Annotated in this window: 12 protein-coding genes; 9 read left to right on the top strand and 3 right to left on the bottom strand. The window is 34.0% G+C overall.

Annotation, left to right across the window (positions count from 1 at the left end):
- Nucleotides 1-69 precede the first annotated feature (69 nt).
- The 7 genes from MJQ71_RS11780 to mscL all read left to right on the top strand — a co-directional run bounded on the left by MJQ71_RS11780 (nucleotide 70) and on the right by mscL (nucleotide 6,799).
- Nucleotides 70-672 (top strand): YceI family protein, encoded by a 603-nt coding sequence (locus MJQ71_RS11780; RefSeq protein ID WP_238806819.1) that lies wholly within the window; start codon nucleotides 70-72, stop codon nucleotides 670-672.
- Nucleotides 669-1,781: a ligand-binding sensor domain-containing protein gene (locus MJQ71_RS11775; protein WP_238806818.1), complete on the top strand. Its 1,113-nt coding sequence runs from the start codon at nucleotides 669-671 to the stop codon at nucleotides 1,779-1,781. The genes MJQ71_RS11780 and MJQ71_RS11775 overlap by 4 nt, the downstream gene beginning before the upstream one ends.
- A 121-nt stretch (nucleotides 1,782-1,902) precedes the next feature.
- On the top strand, nucleotides 1,903-2,445 hold the full coding sequence (locus MJQ71_RS11770; RefSeq protein ID WP_238806817.1) for a hypothetical protein: 543 nt from the start codon (nucleotides 1,903-1,905) through the stop codon (nucleotides 2,443-2,445).
- A 79-nt stretch (nucleotides 2,446-2,524) separates the two neighbouring features.
- Complete coding sequence (locus MJQ71_RS11765; RefSeq protein WP_238806816.1) at nucleotides 2,525-3,598, top strand: ligand-binding sensor domain-containing protein; 1,074 nt, start codon at nucleotides 2,525-2,527, stop codon at nucleotides 3,596-3,598.
- A 192-nt stretch (nucleotides 3,599-3,790) separates the two neighbouring features.
- The gene (locus tag MJQ71_RS11760; protein ID WP_238806815.1) at nucleotides 3,791-4,855 is read left to right on the top strand and encodes a ligand-binding sensor domain-containing protein; all 1,065 of its coding nucleotides are present in this window, start codon (nucleotides 3,791-3,793) and stop codon (nucleotides 4,853-4,855) included.
- A 125-nt stretch (nucleotides 4,856-4,980) separates the two neighbouring features.
- Complete coding sequence (locus MJQ71_RS11755; RefSeq protein WP_238806814.1) at nucleotides 4,981-5,979, top strand: ligand-binding sensor domain-containing protein; 999 nt, start codon at nucleotides 4,981-4,983, stop codon at nucleotides 5,977-5,979.
- A 457-nt stretch (nucleotides 5,980-6,436) separates the two neighbouring features.
- Nucleotides 6,437-6,799, top strand: coding sequence for a large conductance mechanosensitive channel protein MscL (gene mscL / locus MJQ71_RS11750; protein ID WP_238806813.1), 363 nt, complete (start codon nucleotides 6,437-6,439; stop codon nucleotides 6,797-6,799).
- 4 nt (nucleotides 6,800-6,803) lie between these two features.
- On the opposite strand, the gene MJQ71_RS11745 is transcribed toward mscL, so the two are convergent.
- Together MJQ71_RS11745 and MJQ71_RS11740 are read right to left on the bottom strand one after the other, a co-directional pair.
- A complete protein-coding gene (locus MJQ71_RS11745; protein WP_238806812.1) occupies nucleotides 6,804-7,130 on the bottom strand; it encodes a hypothetical protein in 327 nt (108 codons plus the stop codon).
- Nucleotides 7,131-7,255: 125 nt separating this feature from the next.
- Nucleotides 7,256-10,132: a M16 family metallopeptidase gene (locus tag MJQ71_RS11740; RefSeq protein ID WP_238806811.1), complete on the bottom strand. Its 2,877-nt coding sequence runs from the start codon at nucleotides 10,130-10,132 to the stop codon at nucleotides 7,256-7,258.
- A 199-nt stretch (nucleotides 10,133-10,331) separates the two neighbouring features.
- Between MJQ71_RS11740 and MJQ71_RS11735 the strand changes: the two genes are divergently transcribed.
- Nucleotides 10,332-14,207, top strand: coding sequence for an AAA domain-containing protein (locus MJQ71_RS11735; RefSeq protein WP_238806810.1), 3,876 nt, complete (start codon nucleotides 10,332-10,334; stop codon nucleotides 14,205-14,207).
- A 43-nt stretch (nucleotides 14,208-14,250) separates the two neighbouring features.
- Here the strand turns inward: MJQ71_RS11735 and MJQ71_RS11730 are convergent, their stop codons facing one another.
- Nucleotides 14,251-15,315, bottom strand: coding sequence for a TerC/Alx family metal homeostasis membrane protein (locus tag MJQ71_RS11730; protein ID WP_238806809.1), 1,065 nt, complete (start codon nucleotides 15,313-15,315; stop codon nucleotides 14,251-14,253).
- Nucleotides 15,316-15,493: 178 nt separating this feature from the next.
- Here MJQ71_RS11730 and MJQ71_RS11725 point away from each other — a divergent pair, with 178 nt between their 5' ends.
- On the top strand, nucleotides 15,494-16,234 hold the full coding sequence (locus tag MJQ71_RS11725; protein WP_238806808.1) for a glycosyltransferase family 2 protein: 741 nt from the start codon (nucleotides 15,494-15,496) through the stop codon (nucleotides 16,232-16,234).
- Nucleotides 16,235-16,319: the final 85 nt, after the last annotated feature.

The raw sequence follows: 16,319 nt of genomic DNA, 5'->3' as shown, positions 1-16,319 counted from the left end.
TTTTTACATTTGTTTTACTTCTACTTACCCAATTTGCCTTACGTTTGTAACATCAAAACCAACGACCCAATGACTCGATACTTGTTTCTTTTTTTACTCAATTCAATAACTGTTTTTTCGCAAACTAAATATACTATTTCACCCGCCAAAAATCAAATAAAATGGTTAGGAAATTCTTCGCTTGGCACTAATGGACATGATGGTTTCGTGAAAGTAAATTCTGGTTTGATTTGGGTTTCAGCTACAAACCAGATAACCAAAGGAAGTTTTGAAATAGACATGAATACCATTAAAAGTATTGATGAAAAAAGTAAAGATAAGGATAAAGATAACGGTTTAGATGAACACTTGAAGTCAAATGATTTCTTTTCCGTCAGTAAGTTTCCAAAGGCATTTTTTACAATTGAGCAAGCAAAAGTAAGTATCGTACAGCCAAATCAATACATGGTAAATGGTACATTGATAATCAAAGGAATTGCCAATAAAATACAGTTTCCCGCTGAGATTATTTTTGAAGGAAACAACATAAAAGTAAAGGCAATTTTTTTTATAAACCGACAGTTATGGGGAATTACTTATGACTCGCCAAGTTTATTTGGTTTCGCCAAAGAAGCTGCCATTGCCAACGAAATTAAATTATCGCTTGATTTAATCTTTGAAAAACAACAATGAAAAATGCAATAACACTCTTCCAAATGCTAAAGATGCCAATTTTAGCAATTTGCATATTTTTCACTTCCTGTAACGGACAAGTAAAAAAAGACTTACCAAAAGATACGGTAAACGAATCAAAAATAATAGCTGATGGACAACCAAAACTTGTAAAAAATCTGGGCTCACTAAAAGATAAAGGCCACAATGTAAATAGTAGTCTGCAGGACAAATCTGGAAACCTTTGGTTCGGAACCACTGGAGATGGTCTTTATAAATATGATGGCAAATTGTTCACACAATTCACAACGTCAAAGGGAATGAACAGCAATACTGTGCTTTGCATTTTAGAAGATAAAAGTGGTAAGATTTGGATAGGCACAGACAATGGTGTTTGTCTTTACGATGATAATAAATTTTCTAAAATTCAAATCGCTTTATCAAATGATACGCTAAGTAGTAAATATCTTGTATGGAGTATTATGCAGGACAAGAGCGGAAAACTATGGTTTGCAACGAGTATTGGTATTTATGTATATGATGGAAAATTATTTAACTTTTTCAAAGTACCTAATGACATAGAATTTTGTATTATGAAAATAGAAAAAATTTTAGAAGATAATGCAGGTAACTTTTGGTTAGGAGGACGATGTCACGATGGCGTGTATCGTTATGATGGAAAGTCAATAACTAAATTTGACCTAAAGAAATTATATCAAGATGAGCCAACGCCAAGATTACGCAATTGGGTCTTGCCTCAATTACAAGACAAAAATGGAAATATTTGGTTCAGCAATTGGGATGGAGTCTATCGTTATGATGGCACATCATTTACAACTTTTACAAAAAAAGATGGATTATATGGCAATGTAGTTGCCCGAATTGTAGAAGACAAAAAAGGAAACATTTGGTTTGGTGGTGATGGACTTAGCCGTTTCGATGGTAAATCGTTTACACATTTTACAACAAAAGACGGGCTAATCAATAATTCTATTTGGTCAATTTTAGAAGATAGAACTGGACATATTTGGATAGGTTCACGTAATACTGGTTTGTGCCGTTACAATGGAAAAACTTTTACCCATTTTTCAACACAAGATGAAAAAACATTTATTGATTTTTTGAAATAAACACGTGCAGACAAGAAACTAATAAATAAAAGCGATGAACAACTAACAAGCAAAGTTTCATCGTAAACATAAAATTTAAAAAGAAGATAAAACTATATTATTAATTAAACATACAAAAATTATGAAAAAAATCATTTATGCTCTAACCTTACCACTAGTTGTGGCAATCGGACTGGTATTTACAAATCATGAATTTAAAAATGAAACCTCTAAAAAGTCAATTTTAAAGCCGCTTACTGCTGCCGAAAGGAAAGCTGCATTAAAAATATGGGAGGCTAGCCCTGATGGTATAATGTTCAATAAATGGAAAGCATCTACCGAAGGTAAAAAAGTACTTGCTAGTGCTGCTAAAATAAGTAAGTCCGTTAAGGATTCTACCAAAATGGAGGCTGTTGTAACCTCTCTTTCTCTTCCGTCAGGCTCAAGAGTAGGTTTCGGCGTGATGGTAAGTATTAATTGTGATGATTATATTCTCAGTTTTGGGCTGGAAAATGACAATGAATTTGAGCAATTGCATAGCCTGAAAGTTAACGACAAAATAATTATTAAAAGCCAAAGTGTATCGTACGCACCCAAGTATTCATATCCAATAGTAGCTGGCAACTATGTAGAACGAGATAGTAAAATAATTTATAAAAGTGCACCTCGCAAAGGCGGTTGCTAAGTAAATAAATGAAATACAATACATTCATATTTTATGCTTTGTTGACCATTGGGTCTGAAATAAATTATTTAAAAGAAAAATGATGAAATACGTACAGTTTTATATGTTGCTCTTGGTGGCTATTTTTTGTACTTCTTGCAATGGTCAAGTAAAATCAAATGCCTCGAAACCAATTCCCAAAGTAATCAGAAACTTTAAGCCAGCAGCTTTAGCCCCTGATTTTGACACTACCTTGGTTAGTCAATATATCCGAAGTATTTTTCAGGACTCAAAAGATAACTTATGGTTTGGTACAATAGGCGATGGAGTTGTGAAATATGACGTAAAAACATTGACTTACTTTTCTAACCCCGATGGCTTTTATAATCAAACTGTTTACGCTATCAATGAGGATAATGATGGAAACATGTGGTTCGGAACAGACCAAGGAATTTATAAATATGACGGAAAAATCTTTAAAAATTATAATCAAAAAGATGGTTTAAACCATGTGGATATAACTCGAAAAGGCATTCTTGTTGATAAATCGGGTAATATTTGGGTTGGAACACATGGAGGAGTGTACAGATATGATCCTGTGGCTGATAGTGAAGGTCAAAAAAGTTTTTCACTATTTAAAGAGCTTCCACCTATTAATATTGCGGGAATTATTGAAGACAAAAATGGGAATATTTGGTTTGCTTCGTCAGATACAGGTGTATTTCGATATAATCCTTCAGAAGGGGAAAAAAGTCTTGTGAATTTCAATGAAAAAGTAAATTTAGGTGCGAACTATGCCGGTGGCATTGCACAAGATAAAATGGGCAATATATGGTTTACTATGCAAAATGGCATTTGTAAATATGATGGAAAAAAACTGACCGAATACACCGCCAAAGATGGTTTAGGAGGCACCGAATTTTGGGGAATCTACATTGAAGAGTCAGGAATTATTTGGATTACAGCACGAGGCAGCACTACAAGATTCGACCCGTCGATTCCTTTGCCAAATCTAAAAGCGTTTACAGTGTTTACACCTACCGATGGTCTAAATTGCTGTGTACAAAGTATGTTTCAAGACAAATCTGGCAATATGTGGTGGGGTGCAGGACAAGGACTTTATCGGTTCGACGGCACTCGCTTTTATCAAGTTAAGAAAAATGGACCTTGGTAAAATTTTCAATAAAATCATTAAACTTAAAAGCATCATAAATACGACAATCTATTTGGTCAATTATTGGAATGTAAAACTAAAAATCTTTGGGTAGTTACGAGTGGAACAGGTTTATGCCGCTTCGATGGGAAAAACTTTACCTATTTTTCGGAATAGAACGCAAACACACAAATTAAACTTTGAAAAACAAGCATGAAAAAAGTGATTTTTATCGTTCAGTTCATTTGTTGTTTTTACTGCCAGGGGCAAAACAAAGAAGATTACAATAATAGTATTTTCAATTTGAATACAATTTCCAAAATTGACAAGAATATACGTAGTATTTTTCAAGATAAAAAAGGCAACTTTTGGTTTGGTACAAATAACGTAGGAGTTTATCGTTATGACCCATCGGCCGCTCGGCGGTCCGATTCGCTCCGTGCAGGTAGAAAAACTTTGATTCAGTTTACTGAGAAAGACGGTTTATCCAATAATCAAGTGCAAAGCATTCAAGAAGATAAATCTGGAAATATTTGGTTCGGAACAGGTCTGTTTGGTGTCAGCAGATTCGATGGAAAGTCTTTCACAACTTTGACAAATAAAGAAACGAATCTTGAAAGCGAATGGAAAATTGAACCAAACGATTTATGGTTTTATGCAGGCAGTGGAGTTTGTCGCTACAATGGCATTTCGCTTGTCTATTTGCCTTTAGATAATTCTAAAAACTCCCCCTATAATCTTAGTCGTTATGCAGTTTATAGCATTTTAAAAGATAAAAAAGGGAATCTTTGGTTTGGCACACAAGCACAAGGCGTATGTCGATACGATGGAAAAACCTTTACTTGGTTTACTGAAAAAGGGCTAATTGGCCCAGCTGTACTTGCTTTATTTGAAGACAGCAAGGGTAATATTTGGTTTGGAAATAATGGTGCTGGCTTGTTTCGATACGATGGAAAAACTCTAATCAATTTTACAGACGAAAAAGAACTAAGCAATAAAGAATTTAGGGTTTCTGGCAAATCAGTTTTAGGTACTTTGGCTCGCATTTATTCAATAAACGAAGATAATAATGGTAATCTTTGGATAGGAACAGTGGATACAGGTGTTTGGAAATATGACGGAAGCAACTTAACTAATTATACCACAAAAGACGGCCTAACGAGTAATGCGATAAACACTGTTTATAAAGATAATAATGGTGAGCTGTGGTTTGGAACAGACGGAGATGGTATTTGTAAATTCAACGGGAAAACCTTTACGAAGTTTGTAGAAAAGTAAAATACTAAGTCAAAAACATTATAAAATACACAAAAACATATATGAAAAAGCATTACTTAAAATCTCAAATTTACTTATTCCTACTCTTATTGGTTTATTTATCTTCTTGCAAGGGACAAGACAAAATGGAAAAAGTAGCAACAACAGCTTCCGAATCCACTAAAATCTTAAAACCTCAAGGCATATATAAAGAGGCTGCCATTGGTAGTGTCGTGCAGGATAAATCGGGTAATATTTGGTTCGGTAGCAATGGAGAAGGTATTTATCGCTATGATGGAAAAACTTTTACACATTTTACAACCAAAGACGGACTAGATAATAACATTGTATATTCGATTTTAGAAGACAAAGCTGGTAACATTTGGGTTGGCACAAAAACTGGACTCAATCGATACACTCCTTCAGCATCGTTCAAAGCAGGAGAAAAAGCCTTTATTCAGATACCAATAATTGTAAATCGTAATAACAACGCGTCATTCATAAATGGCGTTTGGTGTATGATGCAAGACAAAAAGGGAACAATTTGGTTTGGAACAGATGAGGGCGTTTATTGCTATAGTGGCATTTATTTTACTCGTTTTTTAGATAATAGTGAGGTCTTTAATAAAGATACATTGCAGTTAAAAGCTATATTTTCAATCTTTGAAGATAAAACAGGCAAAATTTGGTTTGGGGCTTGCATGGACGAAGGCATTTCTCGTTTTGATGGAAAAACATTAACCAATATTATTCCTTACAACGATGTTAGGCGAGTGAATAATATCATGGAAGATAAATCAGGAAATCTTTTGTTTGCCACTTCCTTCAATGGTATTTGCCGTTACGAACCTTCGTCTTTGCTCGAAGTAGGCGGAAAAGCCTTTACCAAAAATATTTTTATGAGAAAACAAGGTTATCAAGGCAATGTTTTAAAGGATAAATCAGGAAATATCTGGTTCGATGACGAAAATGGGCTGGGTTATTATGAGGGCAAAACATTCAAAACTCTTACTAAGGCAGATGGTCTTCCCAATAATAATTTATTTCCTATTTTAGAAGATAAATCAGGAAATATCTGGTTCAGTAGCGTAGGCATGGGTTTGTACCGATATGATGGGAAAGCCTATACCAATTTTTCGGAATAAAAATACAATCAGACCGATTCTCACAAATAAACCAACTTTTCTAATGAAAAACGCCCCATAATTTGAGCAGAAATTAACACACAAAAATGAAAAAGCATAAATAATTCACACAGCTTTAATTAACTTCTTGCATCACTCATCTGATTCTTCATGAATCTATTATCCTCAAAAGCTTGCTACATTAAATATTCTCCATTTACTTTTAGTAGAAATTTTCTAGAATATAATAGGCATTGAAAATACAGAAGTTCAAGCGAATTATTATTCATTAAAAGCTATATTTGCCGATGCTGAAAAATAAGTTTTTTTCTAGCGAAATTCACTCGGTAGTGTTATTAAATTAATGGATTTTGTGCAAACAATTTATAGAAAAATAGCAAGTTTTAAATGATTTGTAATGAAAACAAGTAATTTTGTTTAATAAAATGTCTTAAATCAAAGAATATAAATATAAGTGATGGTGAAGAAAATTAAAGGTTTTTTAATGCGAGGTAATATCATTGACCTTGCAACTGGTGTAGTTATTGGTACAGCTTTTCAAAAAATTATATCAGCGATGGTCGATAAAATTTTTATGCCAATTATTGGGGTTATGATTGGCGGAGTAAATCTAAAAGATAGATATTTTGAAGTTTTGACTGTTAAAATTGGTTGGGGAGAAGCTTTCCAGGCAACTTTTGATTTTGTAATTGTGGGTACAATTTTGTACTTTTTTTTAAGAGCATTAGGCCAAAGCACAGAAGCCAAACCACAAGTGGATGATTTATTGATTGATATTCGTGAAGAATTGAGGAAATTGAATGCGAACAAACGTTCTTAATATATCATTTTTCAAATAATCTTGCTAAACGGCCTGCCACAAAGCTAAAAACTAACGAAATACCACATCCTGCAAATGTGCCAAACAATGCCATATCGGCACTTACGGGTTTGATGAGTTTTAAAAAATGTACGCTCAATAAAATGACTACTTGCATAAGAGCTAAAATCCAACCACGTCGAGGTTCTAAATAACCAATTAAAAAACTTGATAATGCCAAAGCCGACATCATAATATATGCTCCAGTGCCAATACTATGGTAAACAATATATACTACAAGTGATGAAACAGTGAGTGAAATAAGAATATGTCGCAAAAATTTTGAATCCATTATCTGAAAATTTGGTCAGCAAAGGTACTAAACTATCAATAAAACACCTCTAACATCTGAGATATTAGAGGTGTTTTATTGATTAATTATCCTCATTTGAGAAAACGGTTGACCGTTTGGAGGTTCTAATTCTTTCCACTACCCGAAACACCACCAACCGAAGGGGTTCCGTTTCCTGAAACTTTCTTATCGAAATCCCCCGCTTTAATGATTGAAATTTTCTTTGGGTCAATAAATTTCTTCATCGCTGCATTTACTTGTTCAACCGTAATTGCTTCAACTTGTTTCTCAAAATCTGCGTCAAATTGAAGTGTTCTATCAAGATATAAATAATTGTTCAGTTTGTTAGAAAGCTCGTTATCTTGTGAGCGAGACACGCTACGACTTTGTAACCAACCCGATTTTGCTGCTTTTAATTCATCAGCAGTGAATCCCTCGGTCACAACTTTTGTGATTTCTTCATAAAATGCTTTTTCGAGTTTTTCTGCATTTTCTGGAGCGTAAATGGCATAAGTCATAAAACTTCCTGATTTATCCATTGGGCTACCACTAATATTTGAGCCAACTCCGTAGCTAATTCCTTCTTTTTGGCGAATTCTAACGGCCAAACGTGAACTCAAAAATCCACCGCCTAACATATAATTTCCCAAAACTAAGCCTGCATAATCAGCATCTGTGTCTTGAATTTGAAGATTTTGTCCAGCCAAGAAAAGAGCATTGGCTTTGTCAGGTGTTTTGATGGCATTGGCGGTTGGAGTAATATCTTGAAAAACTGCCTGAATACGTTTGAAAGGAATAGGAGATTTCCAAGAACCAAAATTAGTACTAATAATTTTACGAATACTTGCTTCATCGAAATCGCCAACAACGGAAACAGTTGCTGCCGAAGCACCATAAAAGTCAGTATAGAATTTTTTCAATTCTTCAACTTTTAAGTTTTTAACGTTTTCGATTTGTTCGTCAATCGTAGGAATATATCGTACATCCGACTTTGGAAAAGGATTCATTGTTCGTTGGAATGCCGTAAATGCCAAAGCCTGTGGGTCGCTTTTTTGAGATTCGATTTGTGCCAAGTTTTCTTGTTTTAATTTATCAAATTCATTGGCGTCGAACACAGGGTTTTTCAAAATATCAGTTACGATAGCCAATACTTTTGGTAAATTTTCTTTCGTTGATTCGATGCTCGCACTCACCGAATTGCCACCACCACCAACGTTTACTTGAGCCTTTAATTTATCTAAAGTATCTTTCAATTGTTGGCGACTCATATTTTTTGTGCCTTTATTAAGCATTGCGGCTGTAAATTGACTGATTGTCAATTTATTTTGCAAACTTTGTTCATCGCCGATGCGAAGCGTAATATTTGCTCTTACCGTATTTCCACGAGTTAATTTTGGTAATAGAGCATACTCTATGCCACTGTTTTCTTGGCCACGTTTGGTGCGACTTTCGATATTTGCTGGCGATGGGTCGAATGCTTCACCTTGTGCAACAACCGCACGACCTTTATAGTTTTTAACTAATGCATCTACATTTGGCGATTCAGGAACTTTCACACGGTCAGGGTTTTCTTCAGGAATGAATAGTCCAATCGTACGATTTGAAGGTTTAAAGTAGTATTTAGCTACTCGTTTGATATCATCGACCGTAATTTTTTCAATTGCATCTCGATAAATAAATGCCAAACGCCAATCTCCCGCTCCGATGTATTCACTCATTTGTAAACCAGTTCTTTCAGAATTACGGATTGATAATTCAAAACCTTTAATTATCTGATTTTTTGCCCGTTCTACATCTTCTTTTGTGAAGTCCATCGTACCTACGCCATCAAGTGTTGAAAGCAAGGTTTTCTTGGCATCTTCTAGGTCTTTTTCTTTCAAAACCGATAAGCCAAAATAGAAAAATGTAGGGTCTTTATTTGTGAATGAATAGGCATATTGACTTGAGGCTTTTTTTGTTTCAACCAATGCTTTATAGATAGTTCCTGATGGTTCATTGCTGAGAATTCCTTGTAAAACATCTAAAGCAGGGTAATCAGGATGGCTATTTGAACAAATATGATAAGCCACTCCAATAGCTTGTACATCGCCAACACGACGTAATGTTACCGAACGCTCACCATCTTGTACTGGTTCAACGGTATAAGTTGGCTGTAATTGACGCGTTGGACGAGGAATTACACCAAAATATTCGTTAATCATTTTTAAGGTTTTTTCTTCGTCAATTTTGCCTGCAACCAACAAAACAGCATTATCTGGTTGATAATATTTTTTGTAAAAGGCCTGCAAATTTTCAATCGGAACTCGCTCGATGTCTTCTCTTGAGCCAATCGTAGAATTACCGTAATTGTGCCATAAATAAGCTGTTGCAATTACTCTTTCACTCAATACACTTTCAGGGTCATTTTCACCAGATTCAAACTCATTTCTTACGACTGAAAACTCTTTTTCCAAATCTTCTTTTTTGATGAACGAATTGACCATTCTGTCAGATTCAAGGTCTAAAGCCCATTTAAGATTTTCTTCAGTAGCCGAAAATGTCTCGAAATAATTGGTACGGTCGAGCCAAGTTGTGCCGTTAGGTCTTGCACCGTGGTCAGTCAATTCTTGTGGAATATTAGTATGTTTGGTAGAACCTTTAAAAACCATGTGTTCGAGCAAATGAGCCATACCAGTTTCGCCGTAACCTTCATGGCGAGAGCCAACCAAATAAGTAATATTAACGGTTGCGGTTTGTTTCGATTGGTCAGGAAACATCAAAACTCTGAGGCCATTTCCTAACAGATATTCAGTAATTCCTTCTACGGAAGTAACTTTTATTGGGTCAGGAATCGGAGCTTTTTCTTCAGCTAGAGTTTTTTTATTCTTCTTTTTTTTCTTTTGTTTACCGCTTTGGTTATCAGATTTATTCTGGGCAAAAGCATCGCCTCCAACTAAGAAAATGCCCACAAGCATCACCAAGATGAGTTGCTTGAAGTTCAAGGTTCGGAAATAGTTTAACATAATTTTTTAATGGATTAATGTGTAATATAGAAGGTTTGACAAAAAAACAATCTTTGCCATTCAATAACGAATAAAGTCTTTAAAAAAATTTATTCCAAATATAAAATGTTGAATTGCGTTAAGAATGGATGTATGGTAAACAGATTTGATAAAATTTTTAAAACTTGTAAATCATTGTAATCGTGCTAATATTTGTAATATGCAAAAACTCCTCAAAACATATCTTCGTCGATTAACCAATCTTACTTCAAGAAATCGCTCTTTGTTGTTGCTTAATTTGCCGCAAGAACAATTTCTTGATTTACACCAACTTGATTTTCTAGACAAAAAAGCTTCCTTTGATTACATCAACCAACTTATTGCTCAGAAGAACCAAGTTCCGCTCTGCGATGTGATGGATAATCGTTTGGAAAAAGTCAATGAGGCAAGTAAAATATTGCGAAAAATTGCCCGAACAGAAGCCTTTATTGAAGAAGAGCGTGGTGCAAAAGACCTTTATGTTGGATACCCATTTGTAAAAGGAAAACTTTCGGATGGAACAATTGTACGTTGTCCGCTTTTGTTTTTTCCTGTAACCTTAAAAAACAATGGGAAGAAGTGGATTTTAGAAAAGCGTGACGAAGCAATATGTTTTAATCAAAGCTTTTTGTTGGCTTATTCGCATTTCAATCAAATAAAAATTTCGGATGAGTTTTTAGAAACTTCTTTTGAAGAATTTAGTAAAGAAAGTATTGTATTTCGGACAGAATTATACGAATTGTTGAAACAAAGTTCGCTAGAAATAAATTTTAATCAGGATAATTTTTCAGAAAAACTCATTGATTTCCAACGAATGTTAAAAACTGATTTGGCGGATTCAGAGCGAAATGGTGAACTTAAACTTTTTCCACAAGCAATACTCGGAATTTTCCCGCAGGCAGGCTCGTATTTAGTGCCAGATTATGAAGCATTGCTTAAAAATATAGAGGAAAATGGACCAAAATTAGAAACAATATTCCCTGTTTCGATGGAAGAAAAAACCGCCGTAAAAGAGGAAAATACATTTCTTCCTTTCGCTGTGGATGCTTCGCAAGAGGCAGCAATAATACAAGTTAAATCAGGGAAATCTTTGGTTGTACAAGGCCCGCCTGGAACTGGAAAATCACAACTAATTGCCAATTTGATTGCAGATTTTACTTCTCGAGGTAAAAAAGTGCTAGTTGTTTGCCAAAAAAGAGTGGCTTTGGATACTGTTTTCCAGCGATTAGAGAAAGCAAATATGACCAATTTTGTTGCTTTAGTACATGATTTCAAAAATGATAGAAAAGTACTTTTTGAGAAAATAGCTAATCAAATTGAGCGAATTGACGATTTTCAGAAGAAAAATAAGAGTTTGGATGCGATTTTTTTAGAACGAAATTTTACGCAACTCAGCCGACGAATTGATAAGATTTCGGAAACTTTACAAGATTTTAAAAAAGCTCTTTTCGATGAATCAGTTTGTGGACTTTCGGTGAAAGAAATGTATTTGACAAGTAGTTATAAAAAACCGTATCTTGAACTAGACGATAAATATAAGTCTTTTGTATTCAATGAGTTAGCTGATTTTGAAGGACGATTGAAACGCTATTTTCAGTATGAAGAAAAACTACGCAAAAGTGAGGACTATGACTTTTGGAAAGACCGAGTTTCGTTTACAAAATTTACTTTTAGCGATGTTCCTAAAATCATAAAAAAAATTGACGAAGTAGCCAATTTTCAAGCAAAAAATGTTACCCAATTTTCAATTCTTCAATTAAATACTTTTGACGAAAAACAAGTAAAGCTTTTTACTCAATGCTTTGAAAATGAGGAAGTTATCGAAATTTTTAAAGCAATTGTCAATGAAAAAAAATACCTTAATAATCGGCAGTTTGATTTAAGAAAAATAAGTGCAGAAATAAGTCAACTTTATGGTGAAATTGGGCTTGAAAAAAGTTTATTAAAAGAGAATTTGTTTCTTAGAAAAAGTCAACTGGAAAAAGCTTTTATCGCTAGCAAATCTGGCTTGAGTTGGTTTATTTGGAAATTGTTTTCTAAAGATAAAAAAGATGTTGAGAACTTAATTTTAATGAATAAGTTTTCTTTACAAATGACTGATTTAGAAGTACTTATCAAGAAAATTGATAATCGATTAACTTTTGAAGCATTGAAAGAAAAATTGGCTAAAAAGGATATATATATCAACTTGCGAGATGAATTCGATGAAACTGAGCAAACTTTAAAAAATTATATTTTGGCTAATGAAGCTTATGGTTTTTACCAAGCCAATGAATTTCTCCGAAATGCTGCTTTTTCGCTAAATTATTACCAACAATTAGAACAAATAATTATTGAAGCCAAACAAAAGGCGTTGGAATGGGGGTTTTATTTGACTGATAATCAAATTGATTCAGTAAAAAAGACTTCAATCGTAGAGTATTTGCAGGAAAACTTTGATTTGCTGCATGATGCAGATGAAATCAACAATACATTTAGCCGAGCAGAAATGGAAATAGTAGAAATGCTTTTTGCCACGCCCAAAAATGCCATTGAAATTTTCCAGAATTCGTTACGTTTGGCGTGGATTCGACATATTGAGAATCTTTATCCGATTTTGCGGAGTGTGAGTTCGCTAAAAATGGCACAAATGGAAGAAGAATTACAAGAATCTGTGAATCAAAAACAAGTCTTGAGTCAGGAAATTGTATTATTGAAACTACGAGAACAAACCTATAAAGATTTAATAATCAATCGTTTACAAAATGTTGTAACTTATCGAGAATTGCAACATCAAACAACTAAAAAGCGTAAAATTTGGTCGGTAAGAAAAGTTTTAGAAAATTATTTTGATGAAATTTTTAAGCTAATTCCATGTTGGATGGCTTCACCTGAATCGGTTTCTGCAATGTTTTTGATGGATGCACAAGCAGAAGAAAAACTGTTTGATTTAGTGATTTTCGACGAGGCTTCACAATGCTTTGCTGAATACGGAATCCCAGCTATTTTTAGGGGCAAACAAGTTGTAATTGCAGGTGATTCAAAGCAATTACAGCCCAATGATTTGTACCAAGTTCGGTACGAAGAAGAGATGACCACTGAGGATATTTCGTATGAACCGATGCTTGAAATTGATTCATTGCTTGATTTGGCCGCTCAGTTTTTGCCACAAACTTCTCTTCAAGGGCATTATCGCAGTCAATCGCTTGATTTGATTGGTTTTTCAAACCAACATTTTTATAAAAACTCTTTGCATTTATTGCCTCACTATGAGGAAATTAGTAAAAATGAACCTGCTATCAACTATATAAAAGTTGATGGAATTTGGGAGAAAAATAGCAATGATATTGAAGCCAAAAAAGTAGTTGAAATGGTGGCTGAATTACAAAAAACTTCACCCGAAAAAACGATTGGAGTGGTTACATTTAATCATAAGCAAGCCGAATTAATAGAGCGATTGATGAACGAGTTTCGGATTGTTTCAGATTTACAATTGACGAATGAAAATAGGCGTATTTCTGTAAAAAATATTGAGAATATTCAAGGGGATGAGTTTGATATTGTTATTTTCTCGGTGGCTTATGCACCCGACGAAAAAGGTAAAATGCTGATGAATTTTGGAAGTTTGAATCAAAGTGGTGGTGAAAATCGGTTAAACGTTGCTGCAAGTCGAGCGAGAGAAAAAATATATGTAATTAGTAGTATTTTGCCACAGCAGTTGAATGTTGAAAATGCTCAAAATGAAGGCCCAAAGTTATTAAAAAAATACTTGGAATATGCTCTTGCGGTTTCCAACAAAAATTATATTTCAATGCAATCTTTACCTGAAAGATTTCGCACGGATTGGTTTCTGAAAGAACAATTAAAAAATGGTAATCCATTGTTTATCAATGAATTACCATTTGCTGATTTAACAGTGAAAACATCAACTGGAAAATATGAATCGCTAATTTTGACCGATGATGATTTGTATTTTGAAAATATTTCTCCGAAAGAAACCCACGCATATTTGCCAATAAATTTCCGAGCAAAAGGATGGAAGTTTGAACGAGTTTGGAGCAGAAATAACAGTAAATAATAAAATAAACTCCACTTTCTAAAAAAGTGGAGTTTATAAAGCTTTATGAGGCTTTTTCTTTTTCAGGAATTAAAATAGATGCCAAAATACTGACCGCCAAAATGCCAACAATTACAATTAATGAGTGCGTATTTGTGAAACCTAAATTTTCTATTGGGTGATGAAGTAACATTTTTGCTCCAATAAATGTCAATAAAACGCCTAAACCTAGCGGTAAATAACGGAAAAGTCCCATGACACTCGATAAGAAAAAGAACATTGAACGAAGCCCCATAATGGCAAAAACATTTGAGAAAAACACAATATAAGGGTCTTTTGTAATCGAAAAAATAGCAGGAATTGAATCAACCGCAAAAACCACATCTGTTCCAGCAATTACTAACATTACCAAAAATAAGGGAGTTATGTACCATTTATTGATTTTTCGATTGTGAATCAAGAAATTATCAGTCACATTACGCTTATAAACGTTAAAAACTTTCGATGCTAATTTAACGATTGGATGTTTGGCTGGTTCGATATTCTCTTCTTCTTCTTCTTTACTGAAAAATATTTTTAAGCCAGTATAAACCAAAAATGCTCCAAAAATATAAAGAATCCACTCAAATTCTTGAATCAAAGCTGCTCCGATAAAAATGAAAATAAAACGCAAAACAATAGAACCCAAAATTCCCCAAACTAATACTTTTTTATAGAATTTTTCTCGAACCCCAAACGAGTTGAAAATCAAGATGAAAACAAAAATATTATCTACAGAAAGAGAATATTCGGTCAAATATCCCGTCAGATAATCAATTGCCATACTATTTTGGAATATTTGGAGAGCTTCGTTAAAATCCGCAGGCAATTTCATTTTATCATAATATTGGTCTTTTACCAAGGCCAAATGCGAAGCGTCGCTTATATCGTGTATTAAATAACCATATTGGCGTAAAAAAAAGAAAAATCCAAGAGCCAAAGCTACCCAAATTGCACTCCAAATACCAGCTTCCTTAAAACTTACTTTGTGGCTGGATGATTTACTAAATGCTCCCAAATCGAAGGCCATTACTAATCCCACAAAAATCGAAAAACAGATAAAAAATATTGTTTCGCTTGAAAATGTCATAAAATTGAATTTAAAATAAATACACGGTTAAATTTTGGCATTTAGTTTGCCATCAAATCATTAATAATAATTACTAATTACAGGCTTGTTCTTGCAATTCAAATGAAACATTGCCTATTTTGTAACAAAGTTTTAAACCAATCGGTTTGCAAAAATGCACCGAAAACTCGAATAATTCATGTATAATGGCAAAAAAGTAGTCATCGTCATGCCCGCCTATCGTGCATCATTGACGGTTGAACGTACCTACAAAGAAATCCCTTTTGATATTGTTGACGAAGTAATATTAGTTGATGATTATAGCCCTGACAATACCACCGAAGTAGCTCAAAGTATTGGTATTCAGCATGTTATACGCCACGATAAAAATAAAGGTTATGGTGGAAATCAGAAAACATGCTATACAAAAGCACTCGAAATCGGGGCAGATATTGTGGTAATGGTGCATCCAGATTATCAATATACTCCAAAACTAATCAGGGCGATGGTGAGTATCATTGGTGAAGATTTGTACCCAGTAGTTTTTGGTTCGAGAATCTTAGGAAAAGGAGCTTTGAAAGGTGGAATGCCACTTTACAAGTATGTCGCTAATCGTTTTTTGACGTTAACGCAAAACATTTTGATGAGCCAAAAACTTTCTGAATACCACACAGGTTATCGTGCATTTTCAAAAGAAGTATTGCAATCGGTTGCGTTCCAAAAATGTGATGATGACTTTATTTTTGATAATGAAATGATTGCCCAAATCTTTGCCAAAGGTTTTGAAATTGCCGAAGTAACTTGTCCAACCAAATACTTTGAAGAAGCATCATCTATCAATTTTGTTAGAAGTTCTAAATATGGTTTAGGTGTTTTACGGGTTTCGATTCGTTATTGTTTGTCTAAATTAGGTATCTTTAAATGGGATTTGCTAAGTTGATTTTATAAGATTTACCAGAGCAGCAGAGAGAATAATGAAAAACTGCACGTTTTTTCTTCGTGTAACTTCAAATTCTCTGTGTTGC

Origin of the sequence: Emticicia aquatica (assembly GCF_923079645.1) — a bacterium.
Taxonomy (GTDB): domain Bacteria; phylum Bacteroidota; class Bacteroidia; order Cytophagales; family Spirosomataceae; genus Emticicia; species Emticicia aquatica.
The sequence above is the reverse complement of the archived record's forward strand: the minus strand, read 5'-3'. Positions and strand labels throughout refer to the sequence as shown.